This is a genomic window from Flavobacterium pasteuri, assembly GCF_048286615.1.
In the GTDB taxonomy this organism is placed as follows: Bacteria; Bacteroidota; Bacteroidia; order Flavobacteriales; family Flavobacteriaceae; genus Flavobacterium.
Genome location: NZ_JBLVPN010000005.1, coordinates 122596 through 145416, shown reverse-complemented (window position 1 = coordinate 145416; position 22821 = coordinate 122596). Strand labels below are relative to the sequence as shown.

19 protein-coding genes and 1 tRNA gene are annotated in these 22821 nt (G+C 34.7%); 18 read left to right on the top strand and 2 right to left on the bottom strand.

Annotated elements, in window-relative coordinates; genetic code table 11:
* The first annotated feature begins 48 nt into the window (after positions 1-48).
* The 10 genes from ACNQF6_RS09250 to ACNQF6_RS09205 all read left to right on the top strand — a co-directional run bounded on the left by ACNQF6_RS09250 (position 49) and on the right by ACNQF6_RS09205 (position 13274).
* Positions 49-1071 carry a LacI family DNA-binding transcriptional regulator gene (locus ACNQF6_RS09250; RefSeq protein WP_417965245.1) on the top strand — a complete coding sequence of 341 codons (1023 nt, stop codon included), beginning with the start codon at positions 49-51 and terminating at the stop codon, positions 1069-1071.
* Positions 1072-1260: 189 nt separating this feature from the next.
* The gene (locus ACNQF6_RS09245) at positions 1261-2781 is read left to right on the top strand and encodes an MFS transporter (protein ID WP_417965243.1); all 1521 of its coding nucleotides are present in this window, start codon (positions 1261-1263) and stop codon (positions 2779-2781) included.
* Positions 2774-3433 (top strand): beta-phosphoglucomutase, encoded by a 660-nt coding sequence (pgmB, locus tag ACNQF6_RS09240; RefSeq protein ID WP_417965241.1) that lies wholly within the window; start codon positions 2774-2776, stop codon positions 3431-3433. Before ACNQF6_RS09245 ends, pgmB begins: the two co-directional genes overlap by 8 nt.
* 93 nt (positions 3434-3526) lie before the next feature.
* Positions 3527-5833 carry a glycoside hydrolase family 65 protein gene (locus tag ACNQF6_RS09235; protein WP_417965239.1) on the top strand — a complete coding sequence of 769 codons (2307 nt, stop codon included), beginning with the start codon at positions 3527-3529 and terminating at the stop codon, positions 5831-5833.
* Between the two features lie 287 nt (positions 5834-6120).
* Entirely contained in the window at positions 6121-7926 is a 1806-nt protein-coding gene (locus tag ACNQF6_RS09230) for a glycoside hydrolase family 13 protein (protein ID WP_417965237.1), read from the top strand.
* Between the two features lie 79 nt (positions 7927-8005).
* Positions 8006-9664: an alpha-amylase family glycosyl hydrolase gene (locus ACNQF6_RS09225; protein ID WP_417965235.1), complete on the top strand. Its 1659-nt coding sequence runs from the start codon at positions 8006-8008 to the stop codon at positions 9662-9664.
* An 81-nt stretch (positions 9665-9745) separates the two neighbouring features.
* Positions 9746-10423 (top strand): glycerophosphodiester phosphodiesterase, encoded by a 678-nt coding sequence (locus ACNQF6_RS09220; protein ID WP_417965233.1) that lies wholly within the window; start codon positions 9746-9748, stop codon positions 10421-10423.
* Positions 10424-10749: 326 nt separating this feature from the next.
* The gene (locus ACNQF6_RS09215) at positions 10750-11157 is read left to right on the top strand and encodes a GxxExxY protein (protein ID WP_417965231.1); all 408 of its coding nucleotides are present in this window, start codon (positions 10750-10752) and stop codon (positions 11155-11157) included.
* A gap of 34 nt (positions 11158-11191) precedes the next feature.
* A complete protein-coding gene (locus ACNQF6_RS09210; protein ID WP_417965229.1) occupies positions 11192-12412 on the top strand; it encodes a BaiN/RdsA family NAD(P)/FAD-dependent oxidoreductase in 1221 nt (406 codons plus the stop codon).
* Between the two features lie 124 nt (positions 12413-12536).
* Positions 12537-13274, top strand: a complete 738-nt coding sequence (locus ACNQF6_RS09205; RefSeq protein WP_282743145.1) for a hypothetical protein — start codon at positions 12537-12539, stop codon at positions 13272-13274.
* Between the two features lie 8 nt (positions 13275-13282).
* Here the strand turns inward: ACNQF6_RS09205 and ACNQF6_RS09200 are convergent, their stop codons facing one another.
* Positions 13283-13759 carry a TspO/MBR family protein gene (locus tag ACNQF6_RS09200; RefSeq protein ID WP_417965227.1) on the bottom strand — a complete coding sequence of 159 codons (477 nt, stop codon included), beginning with the start codon at positions 13757-13759 and terminating at the stop codon, positions 13283-13285.
* Between the two features lie 287 nt (positions 13760-14046).
* Between ACNQF6_RS09200 and ACNQF6_RS09195 the strand changes: the two genes are divergently transcribed.
* The 7 genes from ACNQF6_RS09195 (at position 14047) to ACNQF6_RS09165 (ending at position 21039) form a co-directional block, all read left to right on the top strand.
* The gene (locus ACNQF6_RS09195) at positions 14047-15129 is read left to right on the top strand and encodes a diphosphomevalonate decarboxylase (RefSeq protein ID WP_417965225.1); all 1083 of its coding nucleotides are present in this window, start codon (positions 14047-14049) and stop codon (positions 15127-15129) included.
* Between the two features lie 41 nt (positions 15130-15170).
* The gene (locus ACNQF6_RS09190; protein WP_417965223.1) at positions 15171-15365 is read left to right on the top strand and encodes a hypothetical protein; all 195 of its coding nucleotides are present in this window, start codon (positions 15171-15173) and stop codon (positions 15363-15365) included.
* A gap of 59 nt (positions 15366-15424) precedes the next feature.
* Positions 15425-16363, top strand: coding sequence for a mevalonate kinase family protein (locus ACNQF6_RS09185; protein WP_417965221.1), 939 nt, complete (start codon positions 15425-15427; stop codon positions 16361-16363).
* A gap of 91 nt (positions 16364-16454) precedes the next feature.
* The gene (locus tag ACNQF6_RS09180) at positions 16455-17408 is read left to right on the top strand and encodes a geranylgeranylglycerol-phosphate geranylgeranyltransferase (RefSeq protein WP_417965219.1); all 954 of its coding nucleotides are present in this window, start codon (positions 16455-16457) and stop codon (positions 17406-17408) included.
* A 304-nt stretch (positions 17409-17712) separates the two neighbouring features.
* Positions 17713-18621 (top strand): pseudouridine synthase, encoded by a 909-nt coding sequence (locus ACNQF6_RS09175; protein WP_196852801.1) that lies wholly within the window; start codon positions 17713-17715, stop codon positions 18619-18621.
* An 84-nt stretch (positions 18622-18705) separates the two neighbouring features.
* A complete protein-coding gene (locus ACNQF6_RS09170; protein WP_315208526.1) occupies positions 18706-19068 on the top strand; it encodes a nuclear transport factor 2 family protein in 363 nt (120 codons plus the stop codon).
* Between the two features lie 207 nt (positions 19069-19275).
* The gene (locus ACNQF6_RS09165) at positions 19276-21039 is read left to right on the top strand and encodes a DUF885 domain-containing protein (protein WP_417965217.1); all 1764 of its coding nucleotides are present in this window, start codon (positions 19276-19278) and stop codon (positions 21037-21039) included.
* Between the two features lie 50 nt (positions 21040-21089).
* Here the strand turns inward: ACNQF6_RS09165 and ACNQF6_RS09160 are convergent.
* Positions 21090-21171, bottom strand: a tRNA-Leu gene (locus ACNQF6_RS09160).
* A 108-nt stretch (positions 21172-21279) separates the two neighbouring features.
* On the opposite strand from ACNQF6_RS09160, the gene ACNQF6_RS09155 reads away from it, so the two are divergent.
* Complete coding sequence (locus ACNQF6_RS09155; RefSeq protein ID WP_417965215.1) at positions 21280-22668, top strand: dipeptidase; 1389 nt, start codon at positions 21280-21282, stop codon at positions 22666-22668.
* Positions 22669-22821 lie beyond the last annotated feature (153 nt).

Genomic DNA, 22821 nt, shown 5'->3' with positions numbered 1-22821 from the left:
AAAAAAATCTTACATTTATTACGAATTGAATATTACAACACTATTATCATGAAAAGAAAAGTCACCCTTAAACAAATTGCAAAAGAGCTTGACGTATCCATTTCAACCGTTTCAAAATCGCTTAGAAACAGTCCCGAAATAGGGGAAGAAACCAGACTTAAAGTTCAGGCATTTGCTAAATTTTACCATTACAAACCTAACAATATTGCGCTAAGTCTAAAAAACAGAAAAACAAAAACTATTGGAATTATTATTCCCGAAATTGTCCACCATTTCTTTTCAACAGTTATTAACGGAATAGAACAAGTTGCAAATGAAAATGGATATAGTGTTATCATCTGCCTGTCAGACGATTCATTTGATAAAGAAGTACTCAACATGGAAATGCTCGCTAATGGCAGCATTGACGGCTTCATAATGTCACTTTCAAAAGAAACCCAATTCAGGGGTGATTTTCATCATATCACAGAAGTCATCAATCAAGGAATGCCCGTTGTAATGTTTGATAGAGTTACCAATGATATCCTTTGTGACAAAGTAATAATAGACGATAAATATGCAGCTTATGAAGCAGTTCAAAGTTTAATTGATAAAGGACGAAAAAAAATTGCATTAGTAACAACAGTAGATTACGTGAGCGTTGGCAAACTCCGTACTGACGGCTATATTAAAGCTCTTCTGGATAATGATATCCCTTTCAATGAAAATCTAATCATCAAAATTGAAGATATCGACACCTGCGAAATAACCATTGGAAAATTATTGGAAGACAAAGCAATTGATGCTGTTTTTGCAGTAAATGAACTTTTTGCAGTTACTATAATCAAAACAGCTAATAAAATAGGACTGAATGTCCCTAATGATTTAGCTGTTATTGCCTTTACAGATGGTATAATTTCTAAATATTCTACACCTACTATTACTACTGTAAGTCAAAGTGGAATAAAAATGGGAAATAAAGCCGCAAAAATGCTAATTGAAAGACTCGAATCTGAAGAAGATGAAGAGGACGAAAACTATAAAACTGAAGTAATTGAAACCCATTTGATAGAAAGAGAATCAACTAATTAATTTTTATTTGTTAGTTTGTTCATTACTACAACCTTGTAGTTGAAAATATTTCTTTTTATTTCTTTCTAAAAAACAAAAGTTTGAAATATATTTTTATATTTACCCGTTCAAAGCTTCAACTTTTACTTCGAAAATAAGATAAGTTTTGATAAGCATAGCGCTTATCGTATTAATTTTTAAATTACGATAATGGAAAAGCGTAAATTAAGTTTCTGGCAAATTTGGAATATGAGTTTCGGTTTTCTAGGAATACAATTTGGTTTTGCACTGCAAAACGCAAACACTTCAAGAATTTTTGAAACATTAGGTGCAAAAGTTGATGAAATCCCTATTTTATGGATTGCTGCTCCTGTAACAGGTTTAGTTATCCAACCCATAATTGGTTATTTTAGCGATAGAACTTGGACCAGATTAGGCAGACGCAGACCTTATTTTCTGATAGGTGCAATCTTATCATCGATAGCTTTGTTCATAATGCCCAATTCACCTACCTTGTGGATTGCCGCAGGAACATTATGGATGATGGATGCCTCAATAAACATTTCAATGGAACCTTTCCGTGCCTTTGTAGGGGATAATTTACCCGAAAAACAGCGTACTTTAGGATTTGCTATGCAAAGTTTTTTTATTGGATTGGGCGCCGTTGTTGGCTCCTTACTTCCTTACATTTTCACAAATGTTTTTGGCGTAAGCAATACCGCAGCTGAAGGAATCATCCCAGACTCTGTAAAATGGTCCTTCTATATAGGAGGAGTTGTTTTTCTAATGGCTGTGTTGTGGACTGTTTTTAAATCTACTGAATATTCTCCCGCAGAATTAGAAGCTTTTGAACAAAAAGATAAAGACACTAAAGAAGTAGCTCCAATTGAAACTGAGTTGGAGACTAAAGCGAATATCAAAAGACAACTCAATTTAGGGCTTATAATGACTTTGTTAGGAAGTATTATTTCTTTTTTTATTTACGAAAACGGACTTACTAAAGAGCTCTATATTTTATTTGTAGGCTTAATTGTGATTGGAATTTTATTCATAATAACCTCCAGACTTAGAGTTGTCCAAATAAAAAATGGTTTCACAATCATCATGACCGATTTATTGAACATGCCCACTACAATGAAAAAATTGGCTTGGGTTCAATTCTTTTCTTGGTTTGCACTTTTCTCTATGTGGATTTACACTACTCAAGCCGTTACACAACATATTTTTGGAACAACTGATACAACTTCAAAAGTGTATAATGATGCTGCTGACTGGGTATCAGTTCTTTTCACAGTTTATAACGGAGTAGCCGCTGCAGTTGCTTTTCTATTGCCTGTAATAGCAAAAAAAGTAGGTGTTCGATCCACACATTTATTGGCATTGTGCTCTGGAGGTATAGGATTACTTTCTATTTATTTTATTGGAGACAAATATTTATTATTAATTCCAATGTTAGGAGTTGGTATCGCATGGGCAAGTATTTTATCAATGCCTTACGCAATGTTATCAGGTGTTTTACCCGCTGCAAAAATGGGTTATTACATGGGAGTTTTCAACTTTTTTGTAGTTATTCCTCAAATTGTTGCCGCAACAATCTTAGGTTTTATTGTCAAACAATTTTTCCAAAACGAACCTATTTACGCATTATTAATTGGCGGAGTATCGATGATATTTGCCGGTTTACTAACCCTTAGAGTAAACAACAGAACAAAAATTGAAATTCATGAATAATAGAAAAGCATTCATATTTGACCTGGACGGAGTAATTGTTGACACAGCAAAATACCATTATTTAGCGTGGCAAAAAATCGCAAACGAACTAAATATTGAATTCACACTGGAACATAATGAATTATTAAAAGGAGTCAGCCGCGTACGCTCTTTAGATATTATATTAGAATTAGGAAAAGTGGAAGCTTCACAAGAAGATAAAGACAGATGGTTACTTCAAAAAAATGAGGATTATTTATCCTATTTAGTTGATATGGACGAAAGCGAGATTCTTCCTGGAGTATATCCCATTTTAAAATTTCTAAAAGAAAAAAATCAACCGATAGCATTGGGTTCTGCCAGTAAAAATGCCAGACCTATTCTAGAGAAAACAGGAATATTATCTTATTTTGATGTTATTGTAGATGGAAATGATGTTATTAATGCCAAACCTGATCCTGAAGTTTTCCTGATTGCTGCTAAATTATTAGAAACAAAACCGGAAGATGCTTTTGTTTTTGAAGATTCAGTGGCGGGAGTTCAAGCAGCCAATATTGGAAACATGACCAGTATAGGAATCGGTGAAGCTGGTATTTTGCATGAAGCAAAATACATCTTTAAAGATTTCACAGCAATTGATACTAACTTCATAGAAGACTTAATAAAAAGATAGAATAAAAAACAAGAGGTTCCATAAACTGTGGTAAAACCATAAAATCGAACCTTTAAACCATACATTTTTCAAACTTTAAACAACAAGGAAAGAATGAATCAAGATTATATAAAACCAGATAATTGGTCAATCATAGAAGAAGGATTTGATGTAGAGAGCGTAAAATCATCTGAAAGTTTGTTCAGCATTGGGAACGGTGCAATGGGACAACGTGCTAATTTTGAAGAAAATTATACTGGAGAAACATTCCAGGGAAGTTACATCGCAGGAATATATTACCCGGACAAAACTAAAGTGGGCTGGTGGAAAAACGGTTATCCGGAATATTTTGCAAAAGTTTTAAATGCTCCCAATTGGATAGGAATCGACATCGAAATCAACGGAGAAAAACTGGATTTGAATACCTGTACCGAAGTCAAAAATTTTCGTCGTGAGTTGAACATGAAAGAAGGTTGGTACAATCGCTCTTTTGAAGCCACATTGAAAAACGGAACTCAAATAGCAGTTACTATTCGTCGTTTTCTTTCTATTGTTCTGGATGAAGTTGGGGTTATTAATTACGAAATCACACCTTTGAACAAAGATTCAAAAATAGTGTACAAACCTTATATTGATGCAGGTGTAACCAATGAAGATGCCAACTGGGAAGAAAAATTCTGGGAACCACTTGAGGTGAAAAAATCTGTAAATGAAGCTTTTGTAACGGCACAAACGTTCAAAACACATTTCAAAGTAACCACTTTCATGCAAAATAGCATTTTGTCTAATGGTGAAAAAACAGCTATTTCTCCTTCTAATATTGATGCAACTTCCGATAAAATTCAATTTAGTTATGATGTAATTGTGGCTCAAGGCCAAAAATCATCTATCCAAAAAATTGGTGGTTACACGGTTTCTTTAAACCACGAAAACACCGTTACTGCTGCGGAGAAAGTGATTCAATCCGCATTAGCGTTAGGATACGAGAAAATGTTGCAGGACCAGATTGATGCTTGGGCAAAAATTTGGGAGATGTCAGATATTACTATTGATGGCGATGTAAAAGCACAACAAGGAATTCGTTTCAATATTTTTCAGTTGAACCAAACCTATTTAGGAAAAGATTCTCGTTTGAACATTGGACCAAAAGGTTTCACGGGAGAAAAATACGGCGGATCGACTTATTGGGATACCGAGGCGTATTGCATTCCGTTTTACATGGCGACCAAAGACCAAGAAGTAGCACGAAATTTATTGACGTACCGCTACAATCAATTGGACAAAGCCATAGAAAATGCTACAAAATTAGGGTTTACTAACGGTGCTGCTTTGTATCCAATGGTAACCATGAACGGTGAAGAATGTCATAACGAATGGGAAATTACCTTTGAAGAAATTCATAGAAATGGCGCCATCGCATTTGCCATTTACAACTTTTACAGATACACTGGCGATTACAGTTACATTCCTGAAAAAGGACTGGAAGTATTAATAGGAATTGCACGTTTCTGGCATCAAAGAGCCAATTTCTCAACTAATTTAAACCAATATGTAATTCTTGGAGTTACTGGTCCAAACGAATATGAAAACAACGTAAACAATAATTTCTATACGAATTATATTGCAAAATGGTGTTTAGAATATACGTACCAACAAATTCAAAAAGTGTCTCTGGAATATCCTTCAGATCACAAAAGAATTACGGAAAAAGTAAAAATATCGGATTCTGAATTACAATCTTGGAAAAAAGTTTCGGATAATATGTACTTCCCTTTTTCGGAAGAACATAATGTTTACTTGCAGCAAGACGGTTTCTTGGACAAAGAATTAGTTCGCGTAGCTGATTTGGACAAAAACCAAAGACCAATCAATCAAAAATGGTCTTGGGACCGAATTTTACGTTCGCCGTACATCAAACAAGCCGATGTTTTACAGTGTTTCTATTTCTTTGAAGATCATTTTTCGAAAGAAGAACTGAAAAATAATTTTGAGTTTTACGAATCATTTACCGTTCATGAAAGTTCACTTTCGCCTTGCGTACACTCAATTCAAGCGGCTTTATTAGACAAAATGGATATGGCGTACACGTTCTATTTGAGAACTTCACGTCTGGATTTAGATGATTACAATAAAGAAGTGGAAGAAGGCTGTCATATTACTTCAATGGCAGGAACTTGGATGAGTATCGTAGAAGGATTTGGCGGAATGAGAATTAAAGAAGATACGCTTCATTTTTCTCCAAAAATTCCAAAAGAATGGGAAGCCTACTCGTTTAAAATTAATTTCAGAAATCAAATTTTGAAAGTAGCAATCAATCATAAGGAAACAACTTTTTCAATTGATGGTAACAAAGAACTGAAAATCATAGTAAATGGCCAGCCACTAGTCGTTAAGACTGACAATTTAGTTACGGTAGAATAAACAATTGCTAGAACTTGTAGTTAATTCTAACATTTGATCCCGAGCCACACTAGGCTTACTAACAATCCCAATAACATTGGGATTGTTTAATTGATAACTGTTCTTAATTCAAATTTGAGGATTCTAATTATTATAAAATCGGCTGGCTATTTTAAAGTAAAAGACTTTATTTTAAGTGAGCGAAAAATCTAAATGTCAATAAAATATATTTCACAATGCATAAAACAGGTTCGTTTCCGTTCATAAATAGGAGCTTTCTAAAAAAAATAACCTTATTCCTTTTTTTTATGTCTTTAACTTTAAACGCTCAAATCGACAAAATGGAACCGCCTTTTTGGTACGCAGGAATGCAAAATCCAGAACTGCAAATTCTTTTTTATGGTAAAGACATTTCTCAATACCAAGTCACGGTTTCAAATGGCATAAAAATAACTAACGTTAAAAGAACGGAAAACTCCAACTACATTTTTGTTACCATTGACACTAAAAAAGTAGCAGCTTCTGATTTTGCTTTTACTTTTAAAAACAACAATAAAGAAACATTTACACAAAAATACAGCTTGCGCCAAAGAAAAGAAAATTCAGCACAACGCAAAAGCTTTGATTCTTCGGATATGATGTATTTATTGATGCCTGATCGCTTTGCCAATGGAAACAGAAACAACGACAGTGAAAATGCTACCCAAGAAAAACACAATAGAGAATTACCGGGTGGGAGACACGGTGGCGATATCGAAGGCATCATAAAAAACTTAGATTATGTAGCAGAACTGGGCGCAACGACCATTTGGAGTACGCCTCTTTGTGAAGATAATGACGCTGCTTTTTCGTATCACACATATGGTCAATCCGATGTGTATAAAATAGACCCCCGTTACGGCAGCAATGCTGATTATGTTCGATTAGCTGCCGAAATGCACAAAAGAGACATGAAACTGGTGATGGATTATGTGACGAATCACTGGGGAATTGAACACTGGATGATGAAAGACTTACCTACGAAAGAATGGATCAATCAATTTGAAACCTACACGCAAACCAATCATAAAAGAACGGTTATCCACGACACTAATGCTTCAAAATTTGATAAAAAAATCGCGATAGACGGTTGGTTTGTTCCATCCATGCCCGATTTAAATTTGACAAATCCTTTAACGTTAAAATACCTGATTCAAAATGCGATTTGGTGGATTGAATATGCCGATTTGGATGGATTTAGAGTAGATACTTATAATTATTCAGACCCAAAAGGAATTGCAAAATGGACAAAATCCATCACCGATGAATACCCAAATTTTAATATTGTAGGGGAAGTTTGGATGCAAAGTCAAGCGCAAATGGCGTATTGGCAAAAAGACAGTAAAATTGCTGAAATACAAAATTACAACTCGTATTTACCAAGTGTAATGGATTTTACATTATATGAGGCAACCAGCAAAGCGTTCAGTGAAGACGAAGGAACTTGGGACAAAGGAGTGGTGAAAATGTATGATAATTTTACAAATGATTTTCTGTATCCAAACATCAACAATATGTTAATTTTTGTCGAAAATCACGACACGAATCGTTTCAATCAAACCTACGGAAACGACATCAGAAAATACAAGATGGCAATGACTTTGATGGCTACCGTTCGTGGAATTCCTCAATTGTATTATGGAAGTGAAATAGGTATGGCCGGTGATAAAAATAAAGGCGATGCTGATATTCGTCAAGATTTTCCTGGCGGTTGGGAAGGCGATCAAAACAATGCTTTCATCAAAGAAGGAAGAACTCCGGGACAAAGTGATTATTTTAATTTTACGTCTAAATTATTCAATTGGAGAAAAACAAAAGCGGCGGTTCATTTTGGAAAAATGACACATTACATTCCGGAGAATAATATCTACGTTTATTTTAGATACAACAAAGATGAAACGGTGATGGTTTTAATGAACAATAGTAATGAGACCAAAACTGTCAATACACATCGTTTCAAAGAAAACATCAAAGACTTTAAAACAGGAAAAGATGTAATTTCTGAACTTACATTTGACATTACAAACGAAATTATTATAGAACCTAAGTCAGTTTTGATTTTAGAACTAAAGTAATTTGAACCTTGTAAAGCATTTAAGCGATTTGATAATTCCTTATATGTTTCAAAAAAAATAATCATTTAATACTAAAAAAATGAAAAAATATTCAATCCCACTTTTACTATTAACCATGACAATTTTAAGCAGTTGTTCCTGTACACAAACAGTTGCTGAGAGTAACAAGACACCTTTCGTTTGGGAAGGGGCGAATGTTTATTTCCTGATGACAGACCGTTTTAATAATGGCGACACTTCAAATGATATAAACTTCAACAGAACCAAAACAACGGGAAAACTTCGTGGTTTTGAAGGTGGCGATATCAAAGGAATTTCTCAAAAAATTGACGAAGGTTATTTTGATAAATTAGGAATCAATGCCATTTGGTTTACACCAATAGTGGAGCAAATTCACGATGGTGTTGACGAAGGAACCGGTTTGAGTTATGGCTTTCATGGCTATTGGGCGAGAGACTGGACGAACTTAGATCCTAACTTTGGAACAAAAGAAGATTTGGCTGCATTAGTTCAAAAAGCACACGCACACGGAATCCGAATCATTCTTGATGGCGTAATCAATCATACCGGACCCGTAACTCCAGAAGATATGGTTTGGCCAAATGACTGGGTGCGAACAGGACCCAATTGCGATTACAAATCGTTTGAAAACACAACTGCGTGTACGCTGGTTTCTAATCTTCCGGATATAAAAACAGAAAACAATCAAGCGGTACCGTTACCTCCTTTTTTAATCGAAAAATGGAAAAAAGAAGGACGTTACGAACAAGAAATGAAAGAACTTGATGCTTTTTTTGCTCGTACGGGATATCCAAGAGCACCAAAATACTACATCATCAAATGGTTGACGGATTATATTACGGATTACGGAATTGACGGTTATCGTGGCGACACGGTAAAACATACCGATGAAACGGTTTGGGCTGATTTCAAGACCCAATGTGATTATGCTTTTGCAACTTGGAAGAAAAACAATCCTACAAAAGTTTTAGACAATAATACTTTTTACACCATTGCTGAAGTTTACAATTATGGTATCAGCGGCGGACAAGATTTTGATTTTGGAGATAAAAAAATAAACTATTTTAAAAATGGTTTCAACAATATGATCAATTTTGAGTTCAAATGGGATGCGCAAAAAGACTATGAATTTATATTTTCCAAATATTCTGATAAGTTAAACAATGACTTAAAAGGATATAGTGTTTTGAACTATTTGTCTTCACACGATGACGGCGGACCATTTGATGCAAATCGTACCAAAACTATAGAAAGCGGAACAAAATTATTACTGAGTCCTGGACTTTCTCAAGTATATTATGGTGATGAAAGCGCTCGTTCTTTAGTGATCGAAGGAACAAAAGGCGATGCTACCTTGCGTTCGTTTATGAATTGGGAAGCTATCAAATCAAATCCTGAAACTCAAAAAACACTCTTGCATTGGCAAAAATTAGGTCAATTTAGAAGAAATCATCCTTCGATTGGAGCAGGAATCCACAAACAAATTACGGGTCAACCGTATGTTTTTAGCAGAACTTTCTCTAAAGGAGATTTTACAGATAAAGTAGTTGTTGGATTGGATTTGGTAATTGGTACAAAAGAACTTGCTGTAGATTCAATTTTCGCAAACGGCACATCATTAAAAGATTCGTATTCCGGAAAAGAAGTACTTGTTGTGAATGGAAAAGTGACAATCAATACTGAATTTGATATTGTTTTATTGGAATTGAAAAAATAATTTGAAAAATAATTTCATCCAAACGCCTTTAGAAATGAAGGCGTTTTTTTTATGTTTACCTTTACCAAAAAATAAAAGAAAATGCTCAAAATTGGACATCGTGGTGCAAAAGGACATGAACCCGAGAATACCTTTATTTCGTTCCAAAAAGCATTAGACATGCAAGTGGACGGCATTGAACTTGACGTGCATTTGAGTGGTGATGGCGAAATAATGGTTATTCATGACGAATCTATTGACCGAACGACCAATGGAAAAGGATTAGTAAATGCATTATCTTTGCGTGAATTGAAGGCTTTTCGAATAGATGGGAAATACGAAATTCCAACGCTGAAGGAGGTTTTTGATTTGGTAAACCAAGATAGTTTTATCAATATTGAGCTCAAAAGTTATGAGTCAACCGATAAAGTAGTTACTCTTATTGAAAAATACGTCACTAAAAAAGGATGGAAATATGACCGCTTTTTAGTTTCCAGTTTTGATTGGAATGCGCTGCAACAAGTGGCGTTTTTGAATGATAAAATTCCAATTGGCGTTTTAACGGAAACCGATTTAGACTTGGCTTTGGCTTTCGCCAAATTCATTCAGGCAAAATCCATTCATCCGCATTTTCATTTGTTGACAAAAGAAAACACGGTAAAATTACAGGAAAAAGGATTGCAGGTTTTCCCTTGGACCATCAATGAATTAGAAGACATTCAAAAAATAAAAACATTCAACGTAAACGGAATCATCACTGATTTCCCAAATAGAATATGACCCAGAATAATTTCACCATTAAGAGAATTAAGTCAGTTAAGTAATGGAATATATAGTTTGTTTATGACAAAAAAGAGGCTACTCCATTGTCTTATGGAATCATTAAATATCCCTAAAAAACACTTACCAATATAGCAGTCCCTAAATCATATAAAATTTTATAAATAATATTTTTCTAGCCATGCATTAAACTTAAAAATCTCAACTTTCTTAATGGTTTATAAAATAAAATTAGATATAACATAATCCCTTTTCCAAATAAGATTCTATTTGGAAACCATTAAGTGATTTAAGTCAATTAAGTAACAAGGTAAATAATTCAGTTTATGACAAAAAAAGAGATAACACAATTATCCTATGGAATTATTGGTTACGCAATAAAAGTTCATAAAAAACTAGGACCCGGTCTATTAGAAAAAATTTATGAAGAATGCTTGAAATATGAGTTAGAAAAAAATGGGTACAATGTGAAGCAACAATTTAGTGTCGCAATAGATTACTATGATTTAGAACTTGCCAATCCATTAAGACTAGATTTATTAGTAAATGATTGTATTATTGTTGAGTTGAAAACGGTTGAAAAATTTCACCCAATTGATGAAGCTAAACTACTAACTTACATGAAACTATTAAGTATTCCACAAGGGCTACTCATCAATTTTAACACTCTCAATATAACAAAATCATGCAAACCTTTAATTAACGAATATTTTTCTCGGCTTGCTGATGATTAAACTTAAAAATCTTAACTCTCTTAATGGTTAAAAAATGAATCAGAATTTTGATATAATAATAGTAGGCGGCGGCGCAGCAGGTTTTTTTACAGCGATTAATATTGTGGAGAAAAATCCAAAATTAAAAGTTGCAATTCTGGAACGCGGAGCTGAAGTATTGCAAAAAGTTAGAATTTCCGGTGGCGGAAGATGCAACGTAACGCACGCTTGTTTTGAACCAAATGAATTGGTAAAGTTTTATCCGCGTGGCGAAAAAGAATTACGCGGTCCTTTTCATCAGTTTTGTTCTGGCGATACCATTGAATGGTTTGAGAAGCATGGCGTGGAACTCAAAATCGAAGCGGACGGACGCATGTTTCCTGTTTCGAATTCGTCTCAAACGATTATTGATTGTTTCCTGAAAGCGACACAAAAACTAGGAATTGCAGTGCTTACGGGACAAAGTGTACAATCTATTTTCAATCCCGAAGTTTCGGGAGAAAATTTTTGGAAAATTGAAACCCAAACTGAAAATTATCTTGCCGAAAAGCTAATTTTAGCCACAGGGAGCAATCCTAAAGTCTGGGAAATGTTACAGAATTTTGGTCACGCAGTTGTCAGCCCCGTTCCTTCCCTATTCACTTTCAACATCAAAGATTCCAGAATAAAAGAATTGCCCGGAGTTGCGGCACAAGTTACCGTAAAAGTAAAAGACACCAAACTTATTTCAACAGGACCGTTGTTAATTACCCATTGGGGAATGAGCGGACCCGCAATATTGAAACTCTCGGCTTGGGGTGCCCGCATCTTGCATGACAAAAATTATCAGTTCACCATTTTCGTTAATTGGTTGAATGATGAAGATACTGCCGATGTCGAGAAAAAGCTAAAAGATTTAAAACAAGAACACGCTAAAAAATCAGTTTCCAAGAAATCCCCATTCGAATTAACCAATCGATTATGGGAAAGTTTAGTGCTTGCTTCCGGAATTGAAATGGAGACAAAATGGGCCGATTTATCTAAAATACAATTGCAAAATCTAGCCATCCAATTGACGAACGGGACTTTCCACGTCAACGGAAAAAGTACGTTTAAGGAAGAATTTGTAACTGCCGGCGGAATTGATTTAAAAGAAATTAACTTCAAAACAATGGAAAGCAAATTACATGAGAATCTTTATTTTGCTGGTGAAATCGTCAATATTGATGCCATTACAGGCGGATTCAATTTTCAGAATGCATGGACGAGCGGGTTTATTGTGGCAAATGCCGTTTAGACAAAAGTCATTGTACTACAAAACTTTAATTAAGAGAACTTTAGTTTTTGATTAACATGAATTTATTATTCTGTTTTCATTTTAACCGAATGATTTGAATATGTTTGTAATCAAAATATTACGAATGATTAAAAACTACTTTTTTGTTTTCTTACTGTTTTTTATACTTCAATCTGGTTTCTCACAAACCGAAAAATTAATTCACGGAAAAGTTTTACACGAACAATTTCCAGTGGAAAAAGTTGAAGTTGCTAATTTTAGTTCTAAAAAAATCACCGTTACTAATGCATCGGGGGAATTTTCTATTTTGGCAAAAGCGGGTGACGAACTCATTTTTATTTCGAAAAACCATGATATCAAAAAATTGGTTTTGGATGAAAAAACCATCAGCAAAAACAACCTCATCATTTTGCTAATCCTAAAAGCGGAACAATTAGAAGAAGTAGTAATTACGAAAATCCCAGCTATAAAATTAAGTTCAGATAAAGCATACGAACAAGGAAAACTTGACAAACTAGCCGTAGAAAAGTCTGCAAGAAGCTTAAAAACGGGCGTTTACAATGGAACCATAGAAAACGGAGTGGATTTCTTCCGGGTGGCCGACATGATTTTAAAGTTGTTCATAAAGGAAAAAGAGAAAGCTCTGAAAAATAAACCGAAAATTGAATTCAAACAATTGGCAAAAAGCAGCTGTGATCAAAAGTTTTATATCGAAACTTTAAAATTAAAACCAGACCAAATAGAGCTGTTCTTGGAATTTTGTGATGCGGACTCAAAATCAAAAACAGTAGCCGAAAGCAACAATGTATTAAGTGTAATGGATTTTTTGCTTGCCAAAAATATTGAATTTAAAAAACTATAAACAGAATCTTATCTATTCAACCACCAAATACTTCCATTTAAAACGGCGGCAAAACTTACCCAAACCAAATACGGTATAAACAAATAACCTGCAATTTTATTGATTTTAGAAAACTGAACGTACGTTTCAAAAATCATCAACCACAGTATGATAATTTCTAATCCCGCTAACATTGGATTGTGTAAACCAAAGAATAAATACGACCACAAAGCATTTAGTGCCAATTGTATTGCAAAGAAAACCAACGCTTTTTTAACGACTTCTTTTTCTACTTCTATTCGGTCCCAAACCAATCCTGCGGCAACACCCATCATTACGTACAACATACTCCAAACAGGTGCAAATATCCAATTGGGCGGATTAAAACTTGGTTTTATCAAAGTGGGATACCAAGTTGTAATAGCAGAACGAGTAACCGTTCCAGATAAATATCCAATTGCAAGGCACGTAACAACAACAGCTAATATTCGGGTAATTTTATTCATTTTTATATTTTTTAAGATGTACTCTTTTCTTGAAACATATGAGCTATTTAAGAAGCAATAAGTGTACTGATTATCTCGTAAACTTTATATTTCTAACCATTAAGGAATTAAGAAAAATTAAGCCCAATACTTAATGAAGCTTAATTCCTTAATGGTTAAAAAATCCTTGATGGACTTATATGATTATTTTTATTGTCCAAATTTACTTAAATCTTTGTAACGATTAACCAACTAAACGAATAAACAAATAACCCAAAAAAAGTATCTTTGCGTAAATTTATACATTCATGATTTCAGTAAACGATTTTATTCCATCAAAATATACACATTCGATTGAAAGCGGAAATTTTCAATGGAGCGCGCCCAGTAACATTGCTCTAGTAAAATATTGGGGAAAAAAGGACAATCAAATTCCTGCGAATCCTTCGGTGAGTTTTACCTTGAATAATTGTAAAACGATAACGAAATTGACTTTCGCCAAAAAAGAAAACGACGGTACATTTTCCTTCGATTTACTTTTTGAAGGGAAACCAAAAGAAGATTTCAAGCCAAAAATTCAAAAATTCCTGGAGCGAATAGAAATCTATTTACCGTTTTTAAAAGACTTCCATTTTACAATTGATACAGAGAATACCTTTCCGCACAGTTCCGGAATTGCTTCATCAGCATCTGGAATGGCCGCTTTGGCGATGAACTTAATGAGTTTAGAAAAAGCGTTACATCCTGAAATGACCGAGGAATATTTCTATCAAAAAGCATCTTTATTGGCACGTTTAGGTTCCGGAAGTGCTTGCAGAAGTGTAAAAGGCCAAGTGGTGGTTTGGGGAAATCATACAAATATCAACGGATGTTCTGATTTATTTGGGGTAGAATTTCCTAATGCGATTCATGCTAATTTTAAGAATTTTCAAGATACTATTTTACTAGTTGACAAAGGTGAAAAGCAGGTTTCAAGTACCATTGGGCATGATTTAATGCACAACCATCCTTTTGCCGAAAGACGATTTGCACAAGCACATGAAAACTTGGACCAACTGATTACCATTTTTGAAAGTGGGAATTTAGAAGAATTTATCAAAATTGTAGAAAGCGAAGCCTTGACTTTACATGCTATGATGATGACCTCAATGCCTTATTTTATACTAATGAAACCGAAAACTTTGGAGATTATAAATGCGATTTGGAGATTTAGAAATGAAACTAGAATTCCGGTTTGTTTCACACTGGATGCTGGTGCAAATGTGCATGTTTTATATCCTGAAAATGTGGCCGAAACAGTTTTACAATTTATTAAGAACGAATTAGTTGGCTATTGTCAAAATGGTCAGTACATTTGTGACAAAATTGGAAATGGAGCTTCGTTGATTTAATCTGTTTTTTTCCTATCTTTATTTTTTAAAGAGCTGAAATCATGGATATTCAATCAGAGAAATTAGAATTGATAAAAATGTTATTAGAAACTAATGACAAGACAATAATCGAGGCTATAAAAACCATTTTAAAAGCGCAAAAAAATGACATCTGGAAAGAATTATCTCCTGAACAACAAGAGGAAATTGATATTGAAATTCTAGAGGCAAATCGCGGAGATCAAGTTGATTTATAAGAAATTCATTTGTTACAAAATACAATTATCAAGACTAAATTGTTAATTTACAATCTAATATGAAAGGACCTTTATTTTACTCAAAAATATTACTCTTTGGAGAATACGGAATTATTCGTGACTCAAAAGGGCTTTCAATTCCATACAATTTTTACAATGGTGCACTAAAAAGAGAAGAAAACCCATCTGATGAAGCCGTCAAATCAAATGGTCACTTGAGACGTTTTGTAGCGTATTTAGAAACTTTGCAAAACGAACAATCTGACTTAGTCACTTTTGACCTGACTACATTGAAAAACGATGTGGAGACCGGAATGTATTTTGATTCCAGTATTCCGCAAGGATACGGTGTAGGCAGCAGTGGCGCACTTGTCGCTGCTATTTATGATAAATATGCAAACAACAAAATCACGGTTCTAGAGAATTTGACTCGTGAAAAATTATTGCAATTAAAAAACATATTCTCTCAAATGGAGAGTTTTTTCCACGGAAAAAGTTCTGGTTTAGATCCTTTAAACAGTTATTTGAGCATCCCCATTCTAATTAATTCTAAAGACAATATTGAAGCAACCGGAATTCCTACACAAAGTTTTGACGGAAAAGGCGCGGTATTTTTATTAGATTCAGGAATTGTGGGCGAAACAGCTCCGATGGTAAATATTTTCATGGAAAGTTTGAAGGACAAAGGTTTCCGTGCCATGTTGAAAAATCAATTTGTAAAATATACGGATGCTTGTGTAGAAAACTTTCTTGGCGGAGACATGAAATCATTGTTCATGAATACCAAGAAATTATCAAAAGTAGTTTTGAATAACTTTAAACCAATGATTCCGGAACAATTTCACGGAATTTGGCAACAAGGAATTGACAGCAATGATTACTATTTGAAGCTTTGCGGCTCCGGTGGCGGTGGCTACATCTTAGGTTTCACTGAAGATTTAGAAAAAGCTAAAGCATCTTTAAAAGATTATAAACTAGAAGTAGTATATCAGTTTTAAACATCCTATCCTCAACCCTCTCCAAAGGAGAGGGAAAAGAAAACATAAAATAGCACCCTTCTAGTGGGAGCACATTCTTAAATTCATCTAAATGTTAAGCAGGCAGCACAAACTTCTTATAATGAAAATTGCAAGTTTGTTCTCTGTAGTTAGAGGCTATAACATTCCCGTAATTATTTTAGCCCAATACCTTTCGGCTATATTTATTTTGGCTCCAGAAAAAAGAGCGCTTGATATTTTACTCGATTTCAATTTATTCATTCTGGTTTTTGCTTCTTCCCTTACGATTGCTTCTGGATATATCATCAACAACTTTTATGACAGTCAAAAGGATTTAATCAATCGTCCTAATAAGTCGATGCTGGACCGATTAGTGAGTCAAAAAACAAAATTGAGTGTGTATTTTACAATCAATTTTATTGTGGCTTTAATGGCTTTGTTTGTTTCCTGGCGCGTGTTTTTATTTTTTTCAGGATATATATTTTTCATCTGGTTTTATTCCCACAAAATAAAAAAATACCCAATAATAGGAAACCTGACTGCTGCATTACTGGCTGTTTTACCTTTTTTTGCGATACTATTGTATTTTTATACACGGATTCCTTATGAAGAAATTGAAAATTACAAAAGACAATTAGGCGTTATTTTTTCGCATGCTGCTTTTTTATTTTTACTGTTGTTGATTCGGGAAATGATCAAGGATTTAGAAAATCTAAAGGGTGATTTAGCCAATAATTATAAAACGATTCCTATTGTTTACGGTGAAGAAATATCGAAAAAAATCATTACTGTTTTGACAGTTCTGACTATTGTTCCCGTTTATGTTTTAATCGATATTTACGATGTGGGTTACATGGATATTTATTTTTACTCTTGTCTGATCGTTTTGATATTTTTCCTGTTATACTTATGGAAATCAAATGCGAAACCACAGTTTTTGCTGCTTCACAATGTGTTGAAATTCCTTATTGTTGCCGGAGTATTTTGCATTGTCTTGATTAACCCAAGTGTTTTATGGCACGGAAAAAGATTGTTGATGGTTTAATTTCGCCTTTTTTCAAATTATAAAAAGGATAAAAAACCATTCCCGAAGAGCTCACAAATCCCCAGATTAGCATAGCCCCGATAGTAGAGGAAATCCTTTTATTTTTTTCTTTAAAAAATAAAAGATTGAAACGATAGCGGTAAATAGCTCCAAAAAACCATACTAAATCATATTAATTAGCTTATTAACTAGATAGTTAGCGTTTTTATAATTGGCAGTTATTGATTGTCAAGTATATAAATAGTATCTTTGCACGCACGAGGCCATTCTGGCCGAACTGACGAAGTAAATTATTTGGAATATTATGAATAACAAGGAAGGCAATAATAAGAAAAGTGGTCCAAGAGCAGCTAGCTCTAGACCAAGTTCGAATAAGCCAAAACCTGCCATGCAGAAGCGCGCTCAAGGGCCGAAAAAAGTTAAAGTAAATACTAAAGTTGCCGATATCGCTACTGATAAAGTAGAGAAAAAACCAAATCAAGCACCAAAGAGACCGAAAGTAAAAGACGAAATTCGTTTGAATAAATACATCGCTAATTCTGGTGCGTGCTCGCGTCGTGATGCGGATATTTATATTCAATCCGGAACTGTAAAAGTAAACGGAATTCCTGTTACCGAAATGGGATACATGGTAAAACCAGGTGATGTTGTTAATTTTGACGGTGCTACTTTAACTCCGGAGAAAAAAGTATACATCTTACTGAACAAACCTAAAAACTTTACAACTGCGATGGACGAAGGTCAGGAATATCGTAATGTATTGGAACTGGTTAAAGGTTCTACGACTGCAAAAATTGGTGCAGTAGGAAGAATGGACAAGAATACAACTGGTTTGTTATTGTTCACGAATGACACGGACATGATTCGTAAGTTTACGTTACCAAGTCAAAAATCATCTAAAATTTACCAAGTTTCATTAGATAAAAACTTGAAATTTGAGGATTTAGAAAAAATAAATAAAGGTTTGACTCTTGACGGACACCGCGTTTTTGTGGAAGATGTAAGCTACATCGAAGGTGAAGCTAAAAGTGAAATTGGATTGCAATTGCGTTCAGCAAACGTGAAAGTGGTTCGTTCTATTTTTGAACACTTTAGTTATGATGTATTGCGTATTGACAGAGTTTCTTTTGCTGGTTTGACCAAAAAGAATTTGCCAAGAGGAAACTGGAGATTGCTTACTGAACAAGAAATTATCAATTTGAAGAACGTTTAATATTTCTTTGAAATTATAAATATGAAATCCCTTCCGTTTATACGGAATGGGATTTTTTTAATAAAAATTCAATCCTAAATAAGTATGACACCAGAAAAATTACAATCAATTGCTTTTAAATGGTTTGAAACTTTCAATAATAAAGAATTAGAAAAATTATTGTCTTTATACGATGACGATGCCGTGCATTTTAGTCCAAAACTAAAAATGTACAAACCAGAAAGTAACGGTTTTGTTACCGGTAAAGTAGCATTACGAGAATGGTGGAAAGATGCTTTTGAGCGTTTACCAAGCTTAAATTACAAAGTAAAATCGCTTACCGCCAATGGCGACCGCGTTTTTATGGAATACACAAGAACAGTTACCGGTGAAGAAGATTTGCTGGTAGCGGAAGTATTAGACATCAAAGAAGACAAAATAATTGCTTCGAGAGTTTATCACGGATAAAAATCGATTTTTTTCAAATCTGGTATTGTAAGGTTATACTAAAATTGAAACCAAGACCCCATTCGTTTTAAACCGAATGGGATTTTTTTTGACCGATAAGGAATGAAAATATAAAAAGTCCCTGTACAGCATTACATTAGAAATATATTTGGGTAATAATCAATTATTTTTGGATAAATTAGCTTTTCCAATAATCACATCTAAACTATGAAAAAAATAACCACTCTTTTACTTTCTGTAACCACGTCATTATTGCTGGTTAACTGTAAATCCGAAGATAAGAAACAAGACTTCAACAGTCTGACGAAAAATTATTTTGACGACAAAAATGCGATGAGCCCACTGGATGCGACACAAAGTGGTCAAAACCAATACAACGATCAGTTGCAGTTTGAAATGACAGACAGTTTTAGAAAATCACAAGAAGCTTTCTTTAACAAATACCAATCTGCACTTCAAAATATAACTGTCGAAGATTTATCCGATGAAGAAAAAAACAGTTATGAAATCATCAAATGGGAAGTTGAGATTGGTAAAGACTTATTAAAACAACCTACAAATTTGCTTCCTGTTCATCAATTCTGGGGAACGCATTTGACTATGGGGCAATTTGCAGGAGGAACCAGCGCGCAACCTTTTAAAACTGAAAAGGACTATACCAATTTCCTAAAAAGAATGGACAAATATGCTGTTTGGATAGATTCGGCAATGGTTTACATGAAAAAAGGACTTGATAAAGGTGTTGTATTACCAAAATCGTTAACGGTAAAACTGATTCCACAATTTGCAGAAATGGCTACGCCAAATATAGAAGACAATTTATTTTACTCAGCTATAAAACTAATGCCTGCCTCTTTCCCTGACAGTATAAAAGAGGATTTAACAGCAAAATACACTTCGACAATCAATACCAAACTAATTCCACAATATAAGAAAATGGCTGATTTTCTAAATAAAGAATATCTTCCTGCTTCCAGAACAACCAGCGGAATTGGAAGTTTGCCTTTTGGAAAAGAGTTATATGCCACTTACGTAAAACAATGGACCACCACTGAAATGACTCCCGAACAAATTCACGAACTGGGATTAAAAGAAGTAGCTCGTTTAACATCCGAAATGGAAAAGGTAAAAACTCAAGTGGGTTTTAAAGGAACGTTAATCGAGTTTTTTGAGGAGGTTCGAAACAAAAAAGAATTAAAACCATTTACAAAACCAGAAGAGGTTATCGCTAATTTTCAAAGTATTTATACGCGCATCAAACCCAATGTAGACAAATTATTCGCACTGCAACCCAAAACAAAATTTGAAATCAGACGAACAGAAGCGTTTAGAGAAAAAACCGCCAGTGCTGAGTACAATCAAGGAACTGCTGATGGCACGCGTCCAGGTATTTTCTATGTTCCAATTCCTGAAGTAGCAAATTATAATATGTATGGTGATGAAGATTTGTTTTTGCATGAAGCGATTCCAGGACATCACTTTCAAATATCCTTACAACAAGAAAACGAAAGCCTTCCTGACTTCAGAAAATTTAATTGGTTTGGTGCTTATGGCGAAGGTTGGGCTTTGTACACGGAAAGCTTAGGAAAAGAACTGGGACTGTATCAAGATCCGTATCAGTATTTTGGAATGTTAGGCAATGAAATGCACAGAGCAGTTCGATTAGTTGTTGATACCGGCTTACATTCCAAGGGTTGGACTAGAGAACAAGCCATCAAATACTCATTAGCAAACGAAGCCGAAAGTGAAGCGAGCATTATTCCTGAAATAGAACGTTATATGGCGATTCCAGGACAAGCTTTGTCTTATAAAATTGGCCAGTTAAAAATCATGGAGCTACGCAAAAAAGCGGAAACTAAAATGGGTACTAAATTTGATATTAAAAAATTCCATGAAAAAGTATTAGAATCCGGAGTAATGCCATTAGCATTATTAGAGATGAAAATTAATGCTTGGATAGGAAATAAATAATTTTCAGGTATAGATATAAAAAAAGCTTCTCGATTGAGAAGCTTTTTTTGTGCGGATAATAGGACTCGAACCTACACGCCTTGCGGCACCAGATCCTAAGTCTGGCATGTCTACCAATTTCACCATATCCGCGCAATTGTGGGTGCAAAGATACACTTAACTTCCAATTTTCAAAACAATTTTGATAAAAAATATTCATACTCTTTTTTGTACTTTTGAAATATAAACAAAATTCAAATAATGGAAAATATTAAAGCATACGTTCAAGAACACAAAGATCGCTTTATCAACGAGTTAATCGAATTATTGAAAATCCCATCCGTAAGTGCTGACACTGCTTATTCTCACGATGTTTTTGAAACAGCTGATGCCGTAAAAGCCAGTTTAGAAAAAGCAGGCTGTGATTTTGTTGAAATTTGTGATACTCCAGGGTATCCAATCGTATATGGTGAAAAAATTATAGACCCAACATTACCCACCGTTTTAGTCTATGGACATTATGATGTGCAACCACCAGACCCAATCGAATTATGGACTTCTCCACCTTTTGAACCCGTAATCAAGAAAACCGAAATTCATCCTGAAGGCGCCATTTTTGCCCGTGGTTCTTGTGATGACAAAGGCCAAATGTACATGCACGTAAAAGCATTAGAATATATGGTGCAATCCAATACTTTGCCATGTAACGTAAAGTTCATGATTGAGGGGGAAGAGGAAATTGGTTCCAAAAGCTTGAGTTGGTTCGTAGAACGCAATCAGGAAAAACTAAAAAACGATGTGATTTTAATTTCAGATACCGGAATGATCTCTAATCAGCAACCATCAATCACAACAGGTTTACGTGGCCTAAGCTATGTAGAAGTAGAAGTTACGGGACCAAACCGTGACTTGCATTCTGGATTGTACGGAGGTGCAGTTGCCAATCCTATCAATGTGTTGTCTAAAATGATTGCTTCGCTTCATGATGAAAACAACCACATTACCATTCCCGGTTTCTATGACAATGTAGAAGAACTATCCCTCGAAGAAAGAGCTGAAATGGCCAAAGCGCCTTTCAATTTAGAAAACTATAAAAAAGCATTGGACCTTAATGACGTTTATGGCGAAAAAGGCTATGTAACAAACGAAAGGAATTCCATCCGTCCTACGCTGGATGTCAACGGTATCTGGGGTGGTTACACCGGAGAAGGTGCCAAAACAGTGATTGCAAGCAAAGCTTTCGCTAAAATCTCGATGCGTTTGGTTCCTAATCAAGACTGGGAACAAATCACTGAACTTTTCACAAAACACTTCACAAGCCTTGCTCCTGCTGGCGTTACCGTAAAAGTAAAACCACATCATGGCGGACAAGGTTACGTAACCCCAATAGACAGCATTGGCTACAAAGCCGCAAACATGGCGTATACGCAAACCTTTGGCGTTCCCGCAATTCCTGTGCGTTCCGGAGGAAGTATTCCCATTGTAGCGTTATTCGAAAAAGAACTAAAAAGCAAGACAATTCTAATGGGATTTGGTCTGGATAGCGATGCCATTCACTCGCCAAACGAACACTTCGGGATCTTCAATTACCTAAAAGGAATTGAAACCATTCCGTTGTTTTATAAATATTTCGTGGAGTTATCAAAATAAATTCCTTTCATTAAATACTATATCCGCTCTACACAGGGCGGATTTTTTTGGGCGTTCCCACGCTTCCACTATCGTTCCAGCGCGGTCAGGCTGTCCATTCTCAATCTTTTTATTTTTTGAAACAAAAAAATAAAAAGGATTTCCACTCCCATC